Genomic DNA, 18,485 nt, shown 5'->3' on the forward strand with positions numbered 1-18,485 from the left:
CAGCGGTGGCAATCGTTGTGAATGCAGTTCGGACCTCTCGGCGTCGTCGGCAGGGAGTCTGAGGGCCTCCTTCAAACATCCGGGACCAACCCCCGTCAGGAAATGGTCGAATCGACCACTGAATAGTGGCAGCCACGACTTTTCCTAAAATGAGAGCCAAAAGTCCATGAAACTAAGGGAACCAATAACTGGGCTCACATCTGCTGATTCCAGCTCGCGCAGGCTCCGATTGGGGTTCGGAATAATGATGGTCCTCCTCTTGTCCATCGCCATCCGTGTAGTCGTAATCCAGGGCTTCGATCCCGATCACCTGACTTCGGCTGCTGCTGCGATCCGAACAAAGACAACAGTCTTGGCATCAAAACGAGGAAGAATTCTTGACGCGGATGGAACTGTGCTGGCCGACACCATCGAGCTGTACGACATCGTCGGTGACCCCAGCGAGAACACGGCCAATAAAACTTTCGATCGAACAGATCAGGACGGAAATACCTACGAGCTGAACAGGGAGGTGGGACTGCGTGAACTAGCCAATATCCTGGGGCAACCCGAAACCATCATTCGAGAACTGCTGACCGGCGAGGCCAAATTCGCTTACGTTGCCCGATCTGTGGACCCGCCAATACAGCAGCGGATTCAAGATCTGCACATACCCGGTATCACCTCGCGCCCCGTCCAAAAGCGCACGTATCCGCTGGGTGCCGTAGGCGGAAGCGTGATCGGCTACGTCAACGACGCTGGCGGAGCGGCCGGCGTCGAACTTTCCCTCAACGATCGTCTGTCCGGGACCAATGGTCATAAGACCTACCAAACCGGCGCGGACGGCATCATCATTCCCATGGCACCAGTGGACGTGGAACCGGCAGTCGACGGGCAGTTGATCAAACTAACCATCGACAGCGATCTTCAATACCAAACGCAGCTTGCCATCGAAACCCAAGTGGAGAAGTTGCACGCCGACTGGGGCAACATCATCGTTGTGGAGGCCAAGACTGGAAAGATCCGTGCAATGGCTGAAACGCACAGCGTTGACCCCAATGTCCCCTCGGCAACAGCCGCCGCGGACCGCGGAGCAAGATCAGTCCAAGCTGCGATCGAACCAGGTTCTACGGAGAAGGCCATTACAGCGGCCGCGGCAATCGAAGAGGGAAAGATCGCGGCTGACAGCCATCTCGTTGTTCCTCCGACCTTTACCATCAACGGGCAGACCTTTAGTGATTCTTTTGCCCATGGAACAGAGAGCCGTACATTCGCTGGCATAATCGGGTCGTCCATGAACACGGGAACTGTGATGGTCGGTAAGTCCCTGAGCAAACAGGAGCGATACGACTACCTCAGGAAATTCGGAATCGGCGAGACTACCGGCATCCCTCTGCCTGGTGAGTCTCCTGGACTTCTCGCCCCGCCAGAGAAATGGGATGGTCGACAAGAGTTCACCATTCTTTTCGGCCAGGGCGTATCCCAAACGCCACTCCAGACAGTGCTGGCCTTTCAAACCATCGCCAATAATGGACTTCGACTCAAGCCTCAACTGATTGAGTCGTACATCGATCCCGATGGCACCGAACACAGGGTAGACCCCGAGCCGGGCACTCGTGCAGTAAGCAAAGACACCGCCCAGCAGGTTCGGGACATCCTCGAAAGCGTTGTCACTGTGGGCGGGGCAACTGACATCAAAGTCCCTGGCTATCGGGTTGGCGGTAAGACTGGAACGGCTGAAGCCGTGGGCGAACGGGGAGGCTTCGACGGCTACACCGCCTCATTCGTTGGAATGGCGCCCATGGATGATCCAAAGTTCGTTGTGCTGGTGAATGTGCAGCGACCCCAAGGGAATATATACGGCATCTCAACAGCACCAGTATTCAACGACATCATGGGTGAGGTGCTCGCCAAATATCATGTAGCTCCGTCGGAGAAGCCGAGTGTCCAACTTCCTCAAAAATACTGAGATGCGGTCCAACCTGTGGACGTGGAAGATCGTGGCACGTGGTGCCTGACTGGCCGGTGACGCCGCCGCGTCAGAACAATACCGTCATCGGTAGACTTTTGACATGCGGAGAACCTACCGGAAGGTACTGCGTGAGATCGCCTACGGCAACCATGGCTACGTCACCACCGCGAAAGCAGCAGAGGCCGGCGTACCCGTCGTCGAATTGCCGAAGCTCACGGCCCGCGGAGGCCTCGATCACGTTGGATATGGTCTCTACCGCATGACTGACATCCCGCCGACCGACGACGATCAATTCGCCGAAGCGACCTTGCGCGCAGGAGACGACGCCTACCTCCGCGGAGAATCCGTCCTCGCCCTCCTCGGCCTGGGGGACGTGAATCCTACGAAGATCACAGTGGGAACCGGCCGTCGCGTCCGCCGAGCAATGCCCGCGTACATGAATGTCATCCAGACTCAAGCCGGAACGAAGGTCACACGCTACCGCGGGATCCGCGCCCAACAACTCAGCGAAGCACTCCTCGAATGCATGGGGCGTGTCCCGGCCTCACGACTGCGGGATGCCGCAGCCCAGGCGCGAGCGGAGGGACTACTCACGACGGCGGAGTGGAACCGTGTGCGCAAGGAGCTCGCCGCATGAGCTATGACACCCCGCCTCGTAATCTCGCCGCTCGGAACCACGGGCTCCCCGGCGCTTAAAGAAAATCAGCCCGAGCCTTGAGGCGAGCGGGCTGATCCTGATGTAAAGAACACTACCAAGTTGACGCCGTCAAGGCGGGCCGATCTTGGGCGAAGTCGGCCGGGGTTGGCGGTGAGGCCTGGCCTCTCGCAGATTCAGTACCCTGAGCTACCCCCGTCACCACACTCCTGTTCCGCGCCGACTCCTCCACGGCGCCCAGCACCCGCTAGATCTGCAGCCCGTCATCGAACGACGGCGACGGCGCGTCACCAGAGCGGATGGCGCACAGGAAGTCCCGGATCTGGTGCGTGAACGTATGCTCCCAGCCGATGATGTGCCCCTGCGCCCACCACGCCTCGATGTATTGGTGCTCCGGCTCATTCACCAAGATCCGCCGAGACCCCTGCTCCCGCACAGGAAGCGTAGCGTCCAGAAAGCCGAGCTCATTCAGGTTCTCCAGATCAAACGTCAGTGAACCCAACGACCCACAGATCTCAATCTTCAAGGAGTTCTTCTGCCCGGTAGCCACTCGTGACGCTTCCACCGAAGCGCCCAAGCCGCCGGTCAGCCCCAAAGTGGCCCACGCGGCGTCGTGCATCAGTAGTCAAGTTGCTTAAGTGCCAGTTGAGTGAGCTTCGTGACGCGCCTAATGCAAAGTTTTTCTGAATAGTTAGCTATGACTAAGAAGATCCAAATTATTACGAAGCAAGTTGCTTCAAACTAAATGCCTGCTAGCGTACCGAGCACGGGCAAATGAATTTCCGTTATCACTCCGTAGTGATTTCGAAATCTTTCCTGAGTAGCCCACTTGAGACCGGACGATGACGTTTGGAGGTCGGTATATCTTTTACGCAGGCATTTTTACAATCATTGGCATTATCGCGTTGGTTTCACTCACAACCCTCGGAGCATGGTTGATGATTTTGGGAATCGTATATCTCCGCATAATAATAGTTCAGCAAAGATCCAAAGCAGCCGACAGAGACAACAGGGAATAGGCTTATTGCCTGAATTTATGCCACGTTATGCGATTTGCGAAAAAATGGATACTAATAGGAGGACAAATTGAAAAAGAACATTTCTCGCACGGTGGGCGCTGTCGCGTTGTCCGGGATGCTGGTACTCATGGCTAGTCCGGCTCATGCCGAATCCTGCCAGGTGCGGACGCTCTACTCATGGGGCTGCGGTGGGGTGCAGGTGACGGGTAACAGTTGGCATCAAAATTCTTCCACTGCAGTCGCATCGACATCTGTGGGCTGGGGATGCGGCAGTTTCTTCACAGCTAAAGTCGGACTTTCTGACGGCTCACGGATGGCAAACAGTTCCTACCTCTTCGGCACCTACATCACACAGTCCCTCCAGACCGGATGGCGCGTCACCGGTAACCATGGCATTGACGACAGCACGTTCAACTCCTGAAGGATGTCACTAGCAAGAATTACTGGCGTCAGCATCGGTATCGGACTGATCCTGAGCGTTTCGGCGTGCTCAAGTTCAGCAACGCAGCTTCCGCGTACTGGGTCACAAATTATCTCGGCTGAGCAAGTGCGCGAACTAGCAAAGAAGCTACAGTCGGAGGGCAAGACCGAGCAGGCCGACGTCATGAAATCAGGCAGAGTTAGCACTAGTGACTATGAGGCAGCCTTTTCGCGACTCGATAAGTGCGTAACTGATCTGGGTTACTCACTCTCTGCACCCCAAATCAACCCAGTAGATGGAATTGGATATTCATATGTTTTCCTTCTAAATGGCAAGCCAATGGAGGCAGCATCAAAAGACTACGAGAATTGTCAAGAGAAGTACTGGAACGCAGTTAGCTCAGTTTACATAAACACGACCGAGAAGAAGATGGACCAAACGCTATGGTCCGCAACTCTTTCCTGCCTTGCGGCTGCCGGCTATCCATCGACTTTGAAGGAAGGTAGCCTCGCAGATTTGGTGGGAGAAAACCCCCTAGACGGCGCTGGCAAATTATCCAGTCAGGCAGACACTGCAGTGAACTGCGTTCGAGACAACACTGTGAAGCTCTTTCCAGACTTACCCAGCATCTCAGTTAGTTTCTAGGCAGGCATGAAATCAAAAGCTCTTAGGGGCGCGCTGGCGTTGGTAGTCATCGTTTGGTTGCTGGCGCCAGCGGTCGCAATATGGCTGCTGGAAGATGGCCTTCATCGTACGAGGGTCGAAGCCCGCGAGGAAGCCGTCTGGGTTCCTGTGGAAGGGGACACGGTTCCAGTAAGCCGGGCAGTTCAAATCAATCTTCACTGGGTAACGGGTACAAAGATACTCTCGCCGGCATGGACGGGCACTGTACAGAGTGTTCTGAGACAGCCAGGTGAAGAAGTACGCAGCGGTGACGTACTCCTTGTCATTGATGGAGTCGGAAGAATGGCGCTCCATACTCCCACTCCATTCTTCGGTAACCTCAAGCTGGGTGATCACGGGGATGAAGTTGAGAAGTTGAATGATGTGCTGCGTGAGTTGGGGTTCGGCAGTCCCACAGGCACTGAATACAACTATGTGACGGTCGACGCAGTTCGTCGACTAAAGAGGGTCCTCGGCGACAACCAGTCGGACGGACGCGACTTGTCGGCTTCGTTGTTCGTATACCTCCCACAAGCCTCACTAACCATAGAGTCAATGACAGTCCAGGCCGGCTCCTTGGCCCCCGCTAGTGGTAGCGAACTTATCGTTGGTCGCAGGGAGCTAGTTTCGGCAAGTCTGTCCGTTTCCAGTTCCTCCGCTGGCCCGCAGGGTGTGGCCGCTGATCCGTATCCGGGTGGCAGTCCGTCTGCAGCGTCTGAGGGTAGCCAAACTGCGCGCGACCCCGATCCGCTGAGTGCCGCGCCTGATGAAGATCTCTACGTTCTAAATCAGCCCATGAAACTCATGGACGACCGTTCCCTTGTCGAACTTCCCGCATTGCGTACTCTCCCCGAAGTAGCGGCGGCAAAGGTGAACACTCTGAATGCCACTCTACAGCGAAGATTGTCGAACGCTTCATTTCGCATCCCATCATCCGCCATCTTTGCTGATGAATCTGGCCACGCATGCGTCCGCCTCCGACGTGAAGGATATGAAGGTGCCGAAAATGTGAATATCATATACACAGATATAGGTAGCTCCGTAGTCTCCGGAGATTTCACTGAAGGTGATGAGGTCATTATTGCTCCTAGCATTGAGGAGCGGAAATGCGCTTAACAGTCGACCGAGTCTCCATGACGTTTGGCAAGAAGGAAGTGCTTTCGGAGATTTCTTTTGAGCTGGATAGCCCTTCTTTTACGGCCATTCGTGGACCATCTGGATCAGGGAAAACAACTTTACTTTCCATAATTGCTGGACACATGCAACCTACCGAAGGAAAAGTTCACTTCGACTCATCGGGTGAAGACCTTTCGGTTGATTGGATCATACAATCAGCTCCCTTGCTGAATCATCGAAGTGTCCTTCACAACATCATGCTGGGGGCCCTCATTCAAGGGCGGAGCGATGTGGCTTCTGTGGGTGCCGCCGTGCGTGCGGCCAGGTCTGTCGGCATCTCAAATCTACTGCGTCGGAAGGCGTTTGTACTTTCGGGGGGAGAACGTCAACGTGTTGCCATAGCAAGGTCCGTGGCCAGCGAACACCCTGTCATCCTTGCAGATGAGCCGACCGCGTCCCTTGACGCCACGTCACGAGAGAAGGTCTGTCAGAGTCTGGCACTCGCTGCGAGGTTGGGCTCCATCGTGCTTGTAGCCACACATGACGATTTTGTTGCCACATTTGCCGACAAGATCATTAACGTCAGCCCTACAAGCGTCTAAGCGAGGTGAGGATCCTGGCTCGTAAGTTGCACCTCTCCCTTTTCATTCGAGAGGGTCTTGAAAATGTGCGCCATAGACCCGTTCAATCTTCCATTTCGATTGTTTTGGCAATTGCCGTCGGTTTTTGTATTACCGTTTTTCCAGGGCTTGAAGTGGAGCGAGTAACCCGTTTGGCGCTGGATGAGGTTAATCGGGGCCTGCACGTTGCCGTTGTCACCGACAAGCAGCGAAACCCCCTGTCCGCGACGCGGTGTGAGTCGCTCACCAAAGTGGAAGGCATAAAATACGCCGGGGGTGTCTTGGCGAGTCACCGGGTATATTCACCGATGTTTCCCGTCGATGGCGTCGATCTGCTTGAAGTGTCACCATCTTGGGTGAAAATCGTGTGGCCATCCCTCTCAGAACCCGGTGAGATACTGGCAGGTCCACGTTTAGCCCAAACGCTAGGCCTGGTTTCAGGAGCAAAGTTGCCAATTGCTAACACTAAAGGCCTCGCCGACCTACACACACTCACCATCACAGGCATGCCGGCAGCCACTCCCCGATCAGAAAGATATGACAATGCCCTCATTGCAGTTGGTGCAGTGCGGGGCACAGTGGGAGAGTGCGTCGTGCAATTTGAACCCAGCAAATTTTGGTCCGCCTCCGCCATTCTTACTCACTGGTTTGGGGGTAGCGAAATAGTCACTCGGATGCTCTATACACGGCCAGATACGCAACCTTCGCCTCAAGTTCAATTGGAATCAATGCTGCTGAAGTACTTACCTGTAGCTGGATTCGCAATTATTGCTCTTGCATTTTTAAGCCAAGTGGCTTCGCGCCGTCAGGAACTAGCCCTTTACCGAGTTATTGGAAGTAATTCCCAGCAAGTCCTGACACTGCTCTGTTCTGAATTTTTTCTCCGCTTTTATGGACCTCTAATATTTGGCACAACCACAGGATCATTTCTTTTCCTCACTCATCTCAAGGATTCTGCACTCCCGTCGAGTTTCTCGTATATAGAAGGATTGGTGTTACTTGCGAGCCTTTTACCTATGCCAATGGTTGGATTAGCCGCGTTATCTTCGGTTTCGGTACCCGAAACCTTTCGTGGCCGTGAATAGATATTCAGCACCATCACGGCCTAAGTACCTTATTTCGTTGAGAAATTCACTCGCGTGGGAGTCTAGACATTCTGGAAGGAAAGAACCGGCATGACCTCACTCCTGTTCCGCGCCGACTCCTCGACGGCGGCCAGCACCCGCTGCACCTGCAGCCCGTCATCGAACGACGGCGACGGCGCCTCACCGGAGCGGATCGCGCACAGGAAGTCCCGGATCTGGTGCGTAAAGGTGTGCTCCCAGCCAATGATGTGCCCCTGCGGCCACCACGCGGCAGCGTAGGGGTGCTCCGGCTCATTCACGAGGATCCGCCGGAACCCCTGTTCCCGCACAGGAAGGGTAGCGTCCAGGAAGCCAAGCTCGTTCAGGTTCTCCAGATCAAACGTCAGCGAACCCAACGATCCATAGATCTCAATCTTCAAAGAGTTCTTCTGCCCGGTCGCCACTCGTGACGCTTCCACCGAGGCGCTCACGCCGCCGGTCAGCCCCAAAGTGGCCCACGCGGCGTCGTCCACTGTCACCTTCTCCACGCCCGACGGACCGGGCCGTTCGGCAACAAAAGTCCGCAACGTCCCGGTCACTTCGGTCACGGTCTGCCCGGTGAGGTGCTGGACCTGGTCAATGGCGTGGGAGGCGATGTCGCCCAGGGCCCCGGAGCCGGCGGTCTCCTTTCGGAGCCGCCAGCTCATGGGGGTTTCGACGTCGGAAAGCCAGTCCTGCAGGTAGGCGGCACGTACGTGCCGCACAGTTCCTAGACGGCCTTCGGCGATCAATTCCCGGGCCAGGGCGAGCGCCGGGACCCTCCGGTAGTTGAACCCGACCATCGACTGGACACCCCTGGCCCGAGCGGAGGCAGCAGCTGAAGCCATCAGCTCAGCCTCACCCAAAGTGTTCGCGAGTGGCTTCTCCACGAGCACATGCTTTCCGGCTTCCAGCGCGGCGATGGCGATCTCCGCGTGCATCCAGCCCGGCGCGCAGATGTCCACGATGTCGATGTCGTCCCGCTCAATCACCGAGCGCCAGTCAGTAGCTGACTCAGCCCAGCCGTATTTACCTGCGGCGAAAGCGACCTCAACCGCGTCCCGGCCCACCAGCACTCGCTGCTCGAAGGCCGGGACGTCGAAGAAGCTGGCCACATTCCGCCACGCATTCGAGTGGGCTTTCCCCATGAACGCGTAGCCAATAGCGGCCACACCCAAGGGCCGGGCAGTGGCCAACGGGCGGCCCGTAGGAAGAGAAGTGGTCATGGCTAAGCCTCGAACCAGTCCCGCGCAGGGTTGGAGACCTCGGGCGCCTCGCGGAACACACCCGGCTGTGCCACCCAGCCAACGCCGTTGGCGATGACCTTCTGGATCTGCGGCTGGTGGTACACCGGGTATTCCTGGTCGCCGGGGCTGAAGTAGAAGATCCGGCCCTTGCCGCGCGAGAACGTCACGCCTGAGCGAAACACCTCTCCCCCGGTGAAGGAGCTGATGAAGATCAGGTCATCGGGTTCCGGAATGTCGAACAGTTCCCCGTACATTTCCTGCTGCGGAATCACAATCGGGCTTTCAATGCCCGCCGCGATCGGGTGCGACGGCTTCACGGTCCACACCAGCTCCCGCTCGCCTTCATTGCGCCACTTCAGCGAACACGTGGTGCCCAGCAATCGAGTGAATATCTTGGCGAAGTGCCCGGAGTGGAGCACTACCAAGCCCATGCCGCCGAGGACATGCCGCTGCACGCGTTCCACCACGTCGTCGGCGACTTCCTCATGGGCAATGTGTCCCCACCACAGCAACACGTCAGTCTGTGCAAGGACCTCCTCGGACAGCCCGTGGTCCGGATCAGCCAACGTTGCTGTAGCGATCTCGGAGTCCGGGTAGAAGCCGCGAAGCCCAGCCGCGATGGCGCCATGGATCCCTTCGGGGTACATCTCACCGATGGTGGCGGGCTCGTTGCGCGCCTCGTGGACGCCTTCGTTCCAGACGACAATTTTCAACTTGGACTCGGTCATGTCAGAGGCTCACTTCGCATTGTTCCAGGGCGGATTTGTAGCAGGCATCGAGCACCAGCGCGCGGCTGAGCGCGAGCGAACCGTCGTGGCTTCCCCACACGGTCTCGCCGCCGCGCACGGCAGCAACAAAATCGTCGACGACGGCCTGGTGCGCCTTTCCGGGTTCGGCCACCACCTCGAAGTCGGCATTCTCGCCGTCCTTCTCAGTGAAGATGTGCACGTCTGCGACGGGGTTCTCGGAGGCGCCGATCGAGCGCAAGTCCGCTCCGCCGTCGGTCCCGTAAACGGTGAAGTCCATCAGGTCCCGTTCGTCACGGTAGCTGGCCCAGCCTGCTTCGAGGATCAAAGTTCCGCCGCCTTCCAAGCGGATGAACGCGGAGGCGAAGTCCTCCACTTCAAACTTATGGCTGGAGTTCGACGCCGTATACCTCGCGTTGCCGCCGAGGCCACGCGGACCGAGCTCCGAATGGGTCGAGGCGGAAACTGCCAGGACTTTCGGCTCGCCCAGCAGGTGAAGCGCGTAGTCCAGGACGTGAACACCGATGTCCGCCAGCGGGCCACCGCCGGCGAGCGCAGGGTTGGTGAACCAGCTGCCGAGCATCGGAATGCCCTGGCGGCGCAGCCACGAAGCCTTGGCGTAGTACGGACGTCCGAGGGTACCGTCGTCGATCACTTTCTTGAGCGCCTGGATATCGCCTCTGCGGCGGTGGTTGAACGCGACGTCCAGGACGCGCCCGGCCTTGCGGGCGGCGTCCACCATCTGTTGACCTTCGACGGCGTTGCGCGCGATCGGCTTCTCGCTCAGCACATGCAGTCCACGCTCCAGCGAAGCGATGGCGATGGGCGCGTGCAGGAAGGTGGGCACGGCGATGCTGACGGCGTCGAGGTCTTCGAGCTCGATCATGTCTTCCCAGCGGGGCAACGCGTGCGGAATGTTGTACTCGTCCTTCAGCTGGGCAAGGAGTTCCGGCTCCATGCCCGCGACGGCGACAATTTCGACGCCGTCGATGTTGCTGTACGCCTTGAGGTGCTGCTGGCCGGCCCAACCGATGCCCACAACTCCCACCTTGAGGGTTGCGGATGGGGCCTGCTGCTGAATGCTCACTTTGTTCCTTTTCTTTCTGGGTTTCTTGATGGTTTGGGTTAGCCCTTGACCGCGCCCGCGGTCATCCCGGAGACGATGCGTTTCTGGCACACGAGCACCAGGATCACGAGCGGGACGGTGATGATCACGGATGCGGCGCTGATGGTGCCGAGGGGCTGGTCGAACTCGCTGGTGCCGCTGAAGAACGCGATCGCCACCGGCACGGGTCGGGCCTCCGGCGAGGTGGTGAGCGTGACGGCCAGGAGGAATTCGTTCCAGACCGAGATGAACACCAGGATCGCCGTGGTCGCAAGGCCTGGGACTGCCAGCGGCAGAATGACCTTGCGGAACGCGGTGAACGGCGTGGCACCGTCCATGTACGCGGATTCCTCGAGCTCCCGCGGGATCTCCTTGAAGAACGACGTCAGCGTGTAGATCGCCAGCGGCAACGCGAACGTCAGCTTCGGGATGATGAGGCCGAGCAACGTGTCGTACAGCCCGATTTCGCGCCAGATGGAGAACATCGGAGCCGCGATCGCGATGGCCGGGAACGTGGTCACCGAAAGGATTAGCGTCAGGATCATGGCCTTGCGGCGCATCTTGAGCCGGGCCAGCGCATAGGCGGCGAAGGATGCGAAGACCAGCGCCACGGTTGTAGTTACGACGGCGATAATCACCGAATTGCGCAAGGCGAGGAGAAATTCGGGGTTCTGGAAGACCACGAAATAGTTTTCGAGGGTCGGCTGGTTCGGGAAGAGCTCGCCCTTGGACAGGCTCGCGCCCTTCTTCAGGGAGGTGTTGACCAGCCAGTAGAACGGGATGAGCGAGAAGCCCATGACGGCCACCACGAACACCCACACCAAGGGATGGAGTTTCGCTTCCCCACGCAAGCGACGCTTTCGCGACTTGGTCCCGGTGGCGGGTGCCGCCGTCGGGCGTTCTGCAATCAGTGTGCTCATTGTTCCTCCTTTGCGACGTCGCGGATGTTGCCGCCGCCGAAGCGGATGTAGATGACCGAGACCACCATGACGGTGAGGAAGGTCAGGATGGAGAGGGCCGAGCCTTCGCCCACAAGCCGGTTTTCGCGGAGTTCGCCGTAGGCCAGCATGGACATGGATTCGGTGCCGTTGGCGCCGCGGGTGAGGACGAACGGCAGGTCGAAGACGCGGAGGGCGTCCATGGTGCGGAAGATCGCGGCGAGGACGATCGCCGGACGGAGCAGCGGCAGCGTGATGTGGAGGAAGGTCTGCCATTTGCTGGCACCATCGAGCTCGGCGGCCTCGTAGGTTTCCGAGGAAATGACCTGCAGGCCGGCCAGGATGATGAGCGCCGCGAACGGGGTGGTTTTCCAGACGTCGGCCATGACGATCACGGCCATCGCGTAGCCGTGCTCGCCGAGCCAGACGACGTCGCCGCCCGGCAGTCCCAGTGCGGAGAGGACGTTGGTGACCAAGCCGAGGTTGGGCTGGAACATCGTTTGCCAGGTGATGGCGCTGACCACCGTGATGATCGCGTACGGCAGCAGAACCACTGTGCGCAGGACCGCGCGGCCCTTGAAGGCGAGGTTCAGGAGCAAGGCCATGGCTGTGCCGAGGACCAACTCCAGGCTGACCGAGAGGCCAGCGAAGACGAAGGTCTGGCCGAAGGCGGCCCACCACTCTTGGCTTGCGAGGGCGTTGATGTAGTTTTCCAGGCCGACAAAGCGGGAGAGCCCTGCGGTGCGGACGCTGTACTGGTTCAGCGAGAGCCAGAGTGCGTAGCCGATCGGGACCGCGGCCACGAGCGCCATGAGGATCAGCGACGGGGCCGTCATGCGGAAGGCGAGGCGGCGTTCGGCCTGGTCGCGGCCGCTTGTTCTTGGCGGGATGGTTTTGGTGGTCATGATTTAGAAGCTCGCCTTGGCGGTGGTGATTTCGTCGGCCATCTTCTTCACGGCGTCCTCGGTGGAGGCGGTGCCGGAGAGCACGGCGTAGACGTTCTTGTAGATCGCCTGCGAGATCTGCGGGTAGACCGGCGAGATCGGGCGCGGCTTGGCACCCTTCACCGAGGCCAGGAGTTCGGTAGCGAACGGCATCTTCTGGAGCACCGCCGGGTCCGAGTAGGCGGCCTCGTTGACCGGGGCCTGCGAGTAGTCCATGGCCACGTGCTTCTGCCAGTCCGGCGTGGTGGCGAAGTCGATGAAGGCGACAGCTCCGGCCTGGTTGCTGGAGTGTGCCGAGATCGCGAGGTTCCAGCCGCCGAGCACGCCCGAGGCCTTGCCGCCTTCCCATGCCGGCAGCGGCGCGACGCCGAAGGTGGACGTCAGCGGGGTCGCGTTCAGCAGGCGGTATACGTGCGGCCAGTTGCGCTGGTATCCGAAGTTGCCGGACTCGTAGGCGAGGCGGGCCGGGTCTTCGTTGAAGGTGAGGACGGCGCGGTCGGCCGAGCCGTTCTTGAGGCCGTCGGTCATGAAGTTGAGGACGTCGCGGGTCTCCTGCGAGTCGATCTTGACGTTGCCCTGGTCATCCAGGACTTCGCCGCCCGCGCTGTAGAGCATTTCGAGGAAGTTCACCGTGAGGCCCTCGTACTGCTTGCCTTGGTAGACGAACCCGTTGCCCGGAGCCTTGGCCGCCTCTGCGTAGAGCTGCTGCCAGGTTTCGGGTTTGGCCACCTTGTCCTTCTGGTAGTAGATCAGGCCGGCGTTGGTGAAGAACGGCGACGCCCAGTACTTGTCCTGGTACTTGGTGGTTTCCACAGTGGAGGGGATGAGCCGGTCCTTGTTGCCTTCCACCAGCTTGGTCTGGTCCAGCAGCCAGCCCTGCGAGGCGAACTCGGAGGTCCAGATGACGTCCGTGAGGAAGATGTCGCACTCGGTGGACTTGCCCTCGAGCCGCTGCACAATCTGCGTGCGCGCCTCATCCGTGGTGGCGCCGATCTCGGTGTACTTGGCCGTGACCTTGCCGTTCGCCTTGGTGAACGCTTCCGTCGTGCCCTTGTAGATACCGCTCGCATCCTTCACGCCACAGATGTTCACGGCACCGCTCGCATTAGCGCCCGACGACGGATCGGCAGCTGCCGCTTGTTCCGCACCTTGGGGCGCTGCTCCCCCGCCGCACGCGCTGAGGAGGAGGGCTGTTGCGATTGCGGTGGCGGCCAAGGCTTTTTTGTTTCGTGCTTTGTTCTGGAGCGGAGAAGCAGGTCGGTTCAAGTCCACGAGTGGCTCCTTTGGTGACTGTGGGGATGGGTGGCTCAGGGCGGGCTTTGGCTGTTGCTGGTCCTGAGCCTGGCTTCATTGCCGTGCCTTGGTTGAGTTGTGGAATCGATTCCAAATGTTGCTTGTAAAAAAGGCCTTGTGGCCCCTGGAATCGATTCCAAAGTAGTTTTGCAGTGGTTGCTCCGGGCTGTCAAGCCTTTTATTTGGTGGAGTCCCGGATGACGAGTTGGTGCGGGAAGAAGGTCCGACCCTTGCGGTGCGCGCCCTCGACAGTCATCCGCTCCAGGAGTTCAGCGAAGGCCGCTCGGCCCATCTCGTACGCCGGCTGCCTGACCGTGGTCAGTTCCGGCACGCACATTTCTGCTTGGGCTGAGTCATCGAAACCCGCCACTGCGACTTCTTGGGGAACCCTCAGGCCGGCATCAGTGAGCTCGCGGACACACCCTGCAGCGACGACGTCGGTCCCGCAGAAGACGGCGTCGGGGAGGTCTTTGGTCTCCAGGAGTTTCTTGGTGAGTGCCCTGCCCGAATGGAAGCCGAAGTTGCCTTCGCCGAGTAGGACTTGGTCTTCTTGCAGGCCTGCTTCTGCGAGTGCTTGGCGGAACCCTTCTTCCCTAAGCCGGCCCGAGCGGGCACCCCTGTGGGCGAGCATGGCCAGCTTCTTGGCTCCTGTGTCGATCAGATGCTTGGTGATGTCGTAAGCTGCTTGGCGGTCATCGATGGACACTCCAAAGGCTGCCTCGGCGTCGACGATTTCACAGACCTGGATGACACTCAGTTGTTCGGCGACGATGTTGACGTCCTCGTCCGGCATGGTTGGCGAGAAGATTACAAGGCCGTCGACTGAGCCATTTCGCAGCATGTCTACGAGTTGCTGTTCGCGGTCACGGTCTCCGTCTGTGGCTGCGATGAGGCTGACGTAGCCGTTGTCCGCTGCTGCGTCTCCTACGCCTCGGAAAACTTCGCTGATAACGAGCGAGTCCAGGTTCTTGGCGAGCGCAAGGACGCGCATTGTGCGATCTCTTCGTAGGTCGCGCGCCGAGGCAAGGGGGCGGTAGCTGAGCTCCTTGATAGCTGCGTTGACCTTCTCCTTGGCCGACGCGCTGACAGCCGGGCTCCCGTTCAAGACGCGCGACACCGTCCCCACGGACACGCCCGCCGTCTTAGCGACGTCCTGAACTGTCGGCCGAGCCATTTGATTGTCCTTCCACGAACAATGAGGATGATCCTTGCCGCCACGCTACTGCCGTGCCCGCCGGCGCTCCTGAGCTTAGTCGCATACGGTCAAACGTTGCCCCGTATCCTGCCTAGGCATGGCAGTGGCTTCGATCCAACGTGCCAACGGAGTCAGAGAGATCTAACATCTTTCACCGCAGCAGATCGGAGCCACACGGCACCTCGGCCTCATCTACCGGCGAACTCAGTAGAGCGATACTATGACGCCTCTAGACAAACGTGCCGAACTCAAGAGCTCGATCACGGAAGCAGTATGGCGGATCGTTCAAGGGCTAAGGGGAGGCCTGACGCATCGTATCCCGAAAATGTCAGTGGACAGTGTTTCAGTAGTGACGAGATGAAAGGGGACCATGTCGGTGACTACCCACAGGTGTTACAAGGTGCGACATAGAACTGCACCTTCACCCAATGCGTGCAGGTGGTGCGGTCGAGACGAACGCGAGCACGCAATCGAATGGGCTAACTCCGTCGGTTATCACAACTGGGTTGCCCCGACGCTGGCCCAACGTCGCGCCCGGATGCTGGCCCGTCGTAGTCGTCAGTAGTCGGCGCGTTCAACAAGCTGCCTAAAAACCTCTCGAAGTTCTTCCGGGACTTCCTCAGCAGACCGAAGACCCAGGGCAAGCGTCGTCATGATCTCAGGTTTTCCACTGACTTCAACGCTACTGTTTTCGCGAATCATTGACTCAATTTTAGAACTGAACTTGGATGCGCGGTGTTGAGAAAAGTCATCGGGGACCCAGGCTCGACCGTCTGCACGGGGCCATACCCTATTCGCACACTCCGCCCACTGCTGGTCTCGGAAGGTGTCTTCAAATTCGCGGACTCCGACAGTCAAGACATGCTTCCCTAACTGCAGTCCGTGATTTGCCAAGCGCTGCTCTGAGAACATCTTTAATTCTCGTGAATCTTCGTCCACAACGAGTAAAACGTCCCTTTCTCGTGCTGCAAGGTACTGCGCGAATCTGAGGGCTCCATCATTGTTGTCACAGGGCCAAAGGGCGATTCCACACGCCTGAAGTTGACGACCGGTGGCAAGTTTGAAAAGTACAGGAAATGCTCGACTCTCCGTGGGTCCTTCAACACCGACAAAGAGGCGTTCGTGCAGCAAAACGGTGTTCCTAAGGCCCAGCGATGCCGCAATTGCTCCCAGATGAGCCCCAACGTCTGAGTCGTCAGTAATTTCGTCGGCCTTCGTTCGATTGTCAACGTGACGAAGATGGACCACTTTAGAGATATCGACACCGTCAATAAGGTTCATTGAATGGGTAGCGACCACAGTACGAACATTAGGAAGCTTGGACTGCTCATCCAACAATTTCATGAAGCCTCGTTGGTTGCTGTAGTCAAGATGAGTATCCGGTTCATCATATAAAAGCACCGTATCCTGACTAGATTCACCTAGTAGGCCCGCGTTAAACTCCCAAACAGCTAGGGCAACTCGTCGCGAACGACCGGTACCCGACTGTCCAAGATGAATTCGCTCTCCGCGTCCGTTTGCAGCACTAACCTCAAGTGATTTCAGTCCGCTGTCTAGTCGAACTACTGGATGTATCTCGATGTCACCGATATCAATGCATTGACTTTTGATATGCTCACGTAGCTTCTCGGCGTCCTGAGCTACCCGACCTTGAAGGGCATCCGTCAACTCACGGATGTCACCCTTAATACTCGCATCTTCCGTGTGACCAGTATAGGAATTTCGTAGCGTCGCCAGTATTGCTTCTTCGGGATTTTGGGAGGAAGTTGCGTCGAAGCGCTGAATCCGCGGGAGTGCTCTCTTCAGGTCGGCCGTAGCGGGAATCCATATCGGCTCTTTCACTGCCACAGAAATAAGTTGCTCTAGGCGTTCAATGAGCTCGGATTTGTTGCCAGCCTGGGACAGGCCGAGTCCACCAAGCCTGAACTTAAATGTCTTAACATCCTGTGACGAAATATCACGCAATCGCTCATCTACTGGGACCTCACTGAACACCTCAAGCGCCGTACCACTCTCTCGATAAGCCCTTCGAACTCTAATGATTTCAGGAAGTCCAAGCAGAATTTGTTCTTCATCTCGGAGGGTAAACGTTCCCTCAACCATAGTCTCCGAAACACGTGAGGGCTCGCCGTCGGGTCCTGCGTCGCCATAGGTTCTATCACGATCTGTAAGCTTCACCGAGTCTAGAAGGAAAGCTATAGCATCCAAGACTGCGCTCTTGCCTGCATCATTGTGGCCAGCAAGGATTGTCGGAGACCCAACCCGAATAGTTAAATCCGACTCGATCGAACGAAACCCAGAAACCGTCACTACATCAAGAAGCAAGCTTTACTCAACTCCCTATACTCGAAAATCAGTCGCACTGTCCGCTACTCCGATCTCACCATAGCCTCGCAAATCCTGGTCACGCTACATGGAGTTCGATCAGACTGCCAGAGATGATTACTCACGAAGCTCAAAGATCGCTCCACAGCACCACTGTGTCTCCGCCACCTCTATGGTCAAGCGCCCGAGCTGAACATTCGATGGGTTGACACCGTTTGCAATGTGCGTCTTAGCGCGTTTTGCTGTAAGAATGAAATGTCGCCATTGGTTGCGGACTTCGTCCCACCGGGTTTCAGGGAGAGTACTGCCGTGTCCTTATTTGATAGTTGGTGCTTAAGCAGCCCGCTGAATTCCGTCGGCACCGAATCTCCCGGGCGCGTTTCCGGCACGATTTCTTCTCATAACGACGCCGAAGGAATTGAACTCCTAGCCAGCAGACTCCCCAGCGCGTACGCCGACACGACGGCTCTATCGTTGATCGCTGAGCGGTATGGAAAGCCGGGTTTGGCGAACTTCTTGAGAGACAGACTGCCAACCAAGAAGAGTGCAAGATCCGGCGACGCAGGTGAGATCTTAGCAACGGCGTACCTTGAGGAAGAACAAGGTTACGTTGTCGGACCTAGCCGGCTCATAGACCGAGACCATCAGGAGTGGGCGATGAGAGGGGACGACGTGTTAGCGGCCAAGATTCGGGACGACTCCGCCCTCCACCTTGTCAAAGCAGAGGCCAAGAGCCGCGTCTCGCTCGGTGAAGCTACAGTCAAGGAAGCCCGGGAAGGTCTTTCACGGAACGACGAACTACCGTCACCACATTCGCTGTCTCAGTTCGCTGCACGGCTCCTCAAGACTTCGGATCGCGAAATTGGTGAGGCTGTGCTCGATCTTCAATTGACTAACGGGGTAAGGGCAGATCGAGTGGGGCACCTGATGTTTCTGCTAACGAGCGGAGACCCTAGTGCTCACGTAAGCGCAGATCTTGATGCCTACAGCGGCAAGGTTCCGCAAGTTACGGTTACCCTTCAAGTCCAGCAACACCAGAAGTTCATAAATGACGCCTACGACGGGGTAGTAAGCGATGCCCCGTGACCTGGAATCTCTGCTAACTCGCCTCCAAGCCGCCACCGACCCCAGCTTCCGAGGGCGT

General features: G+C 58.0%; 16 protein-coding genes and 1 pseudogene. 8 read left to right on the forward strand and 9 right to left on the reverse strand.

Annotated features, from left to right (window positions below; all coding sequences use genetic code 11):
* Positions 1-259: 259 nt before the first annotated feature.
* The gene (locus tag ACIQTZ_RS13200; protein WP_402981374.1) at positions 260-1,948 is read left to right on the forward strand and encodes a peptidoglycan D,D-transpeptidase FtsI family protein; all 1,689 of its coding nucleotides are present in this window, start codon (positions 260-262) and stop codon (positions 1,946-1,948) included.
* Positions 1,949-2,051: 103 nt separating this feature from the next.
* Entirely contained in the window at positions 2,052-2,588 is a 537-nt protein-coding gene (locus ACIQTZ_RS13205; RefSeq protein ID WP_402981377.1) for a hypothetical protein, read from the forward strand.
* Positions 2,589-2,700: 112 nt separating this feature from the next.
* Here ACIQTZ_RS13205 and ACIQTZ_RS13210 read toward each other — a convergent pair.
* Positions 2,701-3,219: pseudogene (locus tag ACIQTZ_RS13210) on the reverse strand (Gfo/Idh/MocA family oxidoreductase); the annotation flags it as partial.
* Positions 3,220-3,692: 473 nt separating this feature from the next.
* On the opposite strand from ACIQTZ_RS13210, the gene ACIQTZ_RS13215 reads away from it, so the two are divergent.
* From ACIQTZ_RS13215 to ACIQTZ_RS13235, 5 genes are all read left to right on the forward strand, one after another.
* Positions 3,693-4,046: a hypothetical protein gene (locus tag ACIQTZ_RS13215; RefSeq protein WP_402981380.1), complete on the forward strand. Its 354-nt coding sequence runs from the start codon at positions 3,693-3,695 to the stop codon at positions 4,044-4,046.
* A gap of 126 nt (positions 4,047-4,172) precedes the next feature.
* Entirely contained in the window at positions 4,173-4,691 is a 519-nt protein-coding gene (locus tag ACIQTZ_RS13220; RefSeq protein WP_402981383.1) for a hypothetical protein, read from the forward strand.
* A 6-nt stretch (positions 4,692-4,697) separates the two neighbouring features.
* Positions 4,698-5,825: a hypothetical protein gene (locus ACIQTZ_RS13225; protein WP_402981386.1), complete on the forward strand. Its 1,128-nt coding sequence runs from the start codon at positions 4,698-4,700 to the stop codon at positions 5,823-5,825.
* Positions 5,816-6,427: an ABC transporter ATP-binding protein gene (locus ACIQTZ_RS13230; RefSeq protein WP_402981389.1), complete on the forward strand. Its 612-nt coding sequence runs from the start codon at positions 5,816-5,818 to the stop codon at positions 6,425-6,427. Before ACIQTZ_RS13225 ends, ACIQTZ_RS13230 begins: the two co-directional genes overlap by 10 nt.
* Positions 6,428-6,453: 26 nt before the next feature.
* The gene (locus tag ACIQTZ_RS13235) at positions 6,454-7,530 is read left to right on the forward strand and encodes a hypothetical protein (protein ID WP_402981392.1); all 1,077 of its coding nucleotides are present in this window, start codon (positions 6,454-6,456) and stop codon (positions 7,528-7,530) included.
* A gap of 62 nt (positions 7,531-7,592) precedes the next feature.
* Here the strand turns inward: ACIQTZ_RS13235 and ACIQTZ_RS13240 are convergent, their stop codons facing one another.
* The 8 genes from ACIQTZ_RS13240 to ACIQTZ_RS13275 all read right to left on the reverse strand — a co-directional run bounded on the left by ACIQTZ_RS13240 (position 7,593) and on the right by ACIQTZ_RS13275 (position 17,341).
* Entirely contained in the window at positions 7,593-8,774 is a 1,182-nt protein-coding gene (locus ACIQTZ_RS13240; RefSeq protein WP_402981395.1) for a Gfo/Idh/MocA family protein, read from the reverse strand.
* 2 nt (positions 8,775-8,776) lie between these two features.
* On the reverse strand, positions 8,777-9,523 hold the full coding sequence (locus ACIQTZ_RS13245) for a ThuA domain-containing protein (protein WP_402981398.1): 747 nt from the start codon (positions 9,521-9,523) through the stop codon (positions 8,777-8,779).
* Between the two features lies 1 nt (position 9,524).
* On the reverse strand, positions 9,525-10,628 hold the full coding sequence (locus ACIQTZ_RS13250) for a Gfo/Idh/MocA family protein (protein WP_402981400.1): 1,104 nt from the start codon (positions 10,626-10,628) through the stop codon (positions 9,525-9,527).
* 38 nt (positions 10,629-10,666) lie between these two features.
* Positions 10,667-11,566, reverse strand: a complete 900-nt coding sequence (locus ACIQTZ_RS13255; protein ID WP_402981403.1) for a carbohydrate ABC transporter permease — start codon at positions 11,564-11,566, stop codon at positions 10,667-10,669.
* Positions 11,563-12,489, reverse strand: coding sequence for a carbohydrate ABC transporter permease (locus tag ACIQTZ_RS13260; protein ID WP_402981406.1), 927 nt, complete (start codon positions 12,487-12,489; stop codon positions 11,563-11,565). Before ACIQTZ_RS13260 ends, ACIQTZ_RS13255 begins: the two co-directional genes overlap by 4 nt.
* A gap of 3 nt (positions 12,490-12,492) precedes the next feature.
* Positions 12,493-13,800 carry an ABC transporter substrate-binding protein gene (locus ACIQTZ_RS13265; protein WP_402981409.1) on the reverse strand — a complete coding sequence of 436 codons (1,308 nt, stop codon included), beginning with the start codon at positions 13,798-13,800 and terminating at the stop codon, positions 12,493-12,495.
* 199 nt (positions 13,801-13,999) lie between these two features.
* Positions 14,000-14,995: a LacI family DNA-binding transcriptional regulator gene (locus ACIQTZ_RS13270; protein WP_402981412.1), complete on the reverse strand. Its 996-nt coding sequence runs from the start codon at positions 14,993-14,995 to the stop codon at positions 14,000-14,002.
* A 579-nt stretch (positions 14,996-15,574) separates the two neighbouring features.
* Positions 15,575-17,341, reverse strand: coding sequence for an ATP-dependent nuclease (locus tag ACIQTZ_RS13275; protein WP_402981415.1), 1,767 nt, complete (start codon positions 17,339-17,341; stop codon positions 15,575-15,577).
* A 309-nt stretch (positions 17,342-17,650) separates the two neighbouring features.
* Here ACIQTZ_RS13275 and ACIQTZ_RS13280 point away from each other — a divergent pair, with 309 nt between their 5' ends.
* The gene (locus ACIQTZ_RS13280) at positions 17,651-18,427 is read left to right on the forward strand and encodes a Hachiman antiphage defense system protein HamA (protein WP_402981418.1); all 777 of its coding nucleotides are present in this window, start codon (positions 17,651-17,653) and stop codon (positions 18,425-18,427) included.
* Positions 18,428-18,485 lie beyond the last annotated feature (58 nt).

This window comes from Paenarthrobacter sp. NPDC090520 (assembly GCF_044769205.1).
Taxonomy (GTDB): Bacteria; Actinomycetota; Actinomycetes; order Actinomycetales; family Micrococcaceae; genus Arthrobacter.

Bases quoted from the DNA above. Each gene is read 5' to 3' on its own strand.
- ACIQTZ_RS13260 (WP_402981406.1), bottom strand. From the start codon at position 12,489: ATGACCACCAAAACCATCCCGCCAAGAACAAGCGGCCGCGACCAGGCC.
- ACIQTZ_RS13245 (WP_402981398.1), bottom strand. From the start codon at position 9,523: ATGACCGAGTCCAAGTTGAAAATTGTCGTCTGGAACGAAGGCGTCCAC.
- ACIQTZ_RS13270 (WP_402981412.1), bottom strand. From the start codon at position 14,995: ATGGCTCGGCCGACAGTTCAGGACGTCGCTAAGACGGCGGGCGTGTCC.
- ACIQTZ_RS13230 (WP_402981389.1), top strand. From the start codon at position 5,816: ATGCGCTTAACAGTCGACCGAGTCTCCATGACGTTTGGCAAGAAGGAA.
- ACIQTZ_RS13240 (WP_402981395.1), bottom strand. From the start codon at position 8,774: ATGACCACTTCTCTTCCTACGGGCCGCCCGTTGGCCACTGCCCGGCCC.
- ACIQTZ_RS13205 (WP_402981377.1), top strand. From the start codon at position 2,052: ATGCGGAGAACCTACCGGAAGGTACTGCGTGAGATCGCCTACGGCAAC.
- ACIQTZ_RS13225 (WP_402981386.1), top strand. From the start codon at position 4,698: ATGAAATCAAAAGCTCTTAGGGGCGCGCTGGCGTTGGTAGTCATCGTT.
- ACIQTZ_RS13255 (WP_402981403.1), bottom strand. From the start codon at position 11,566: ATGAGCACACTGATTGCAGAACGCCCGACGGCGGCACCCGCCACCGGG.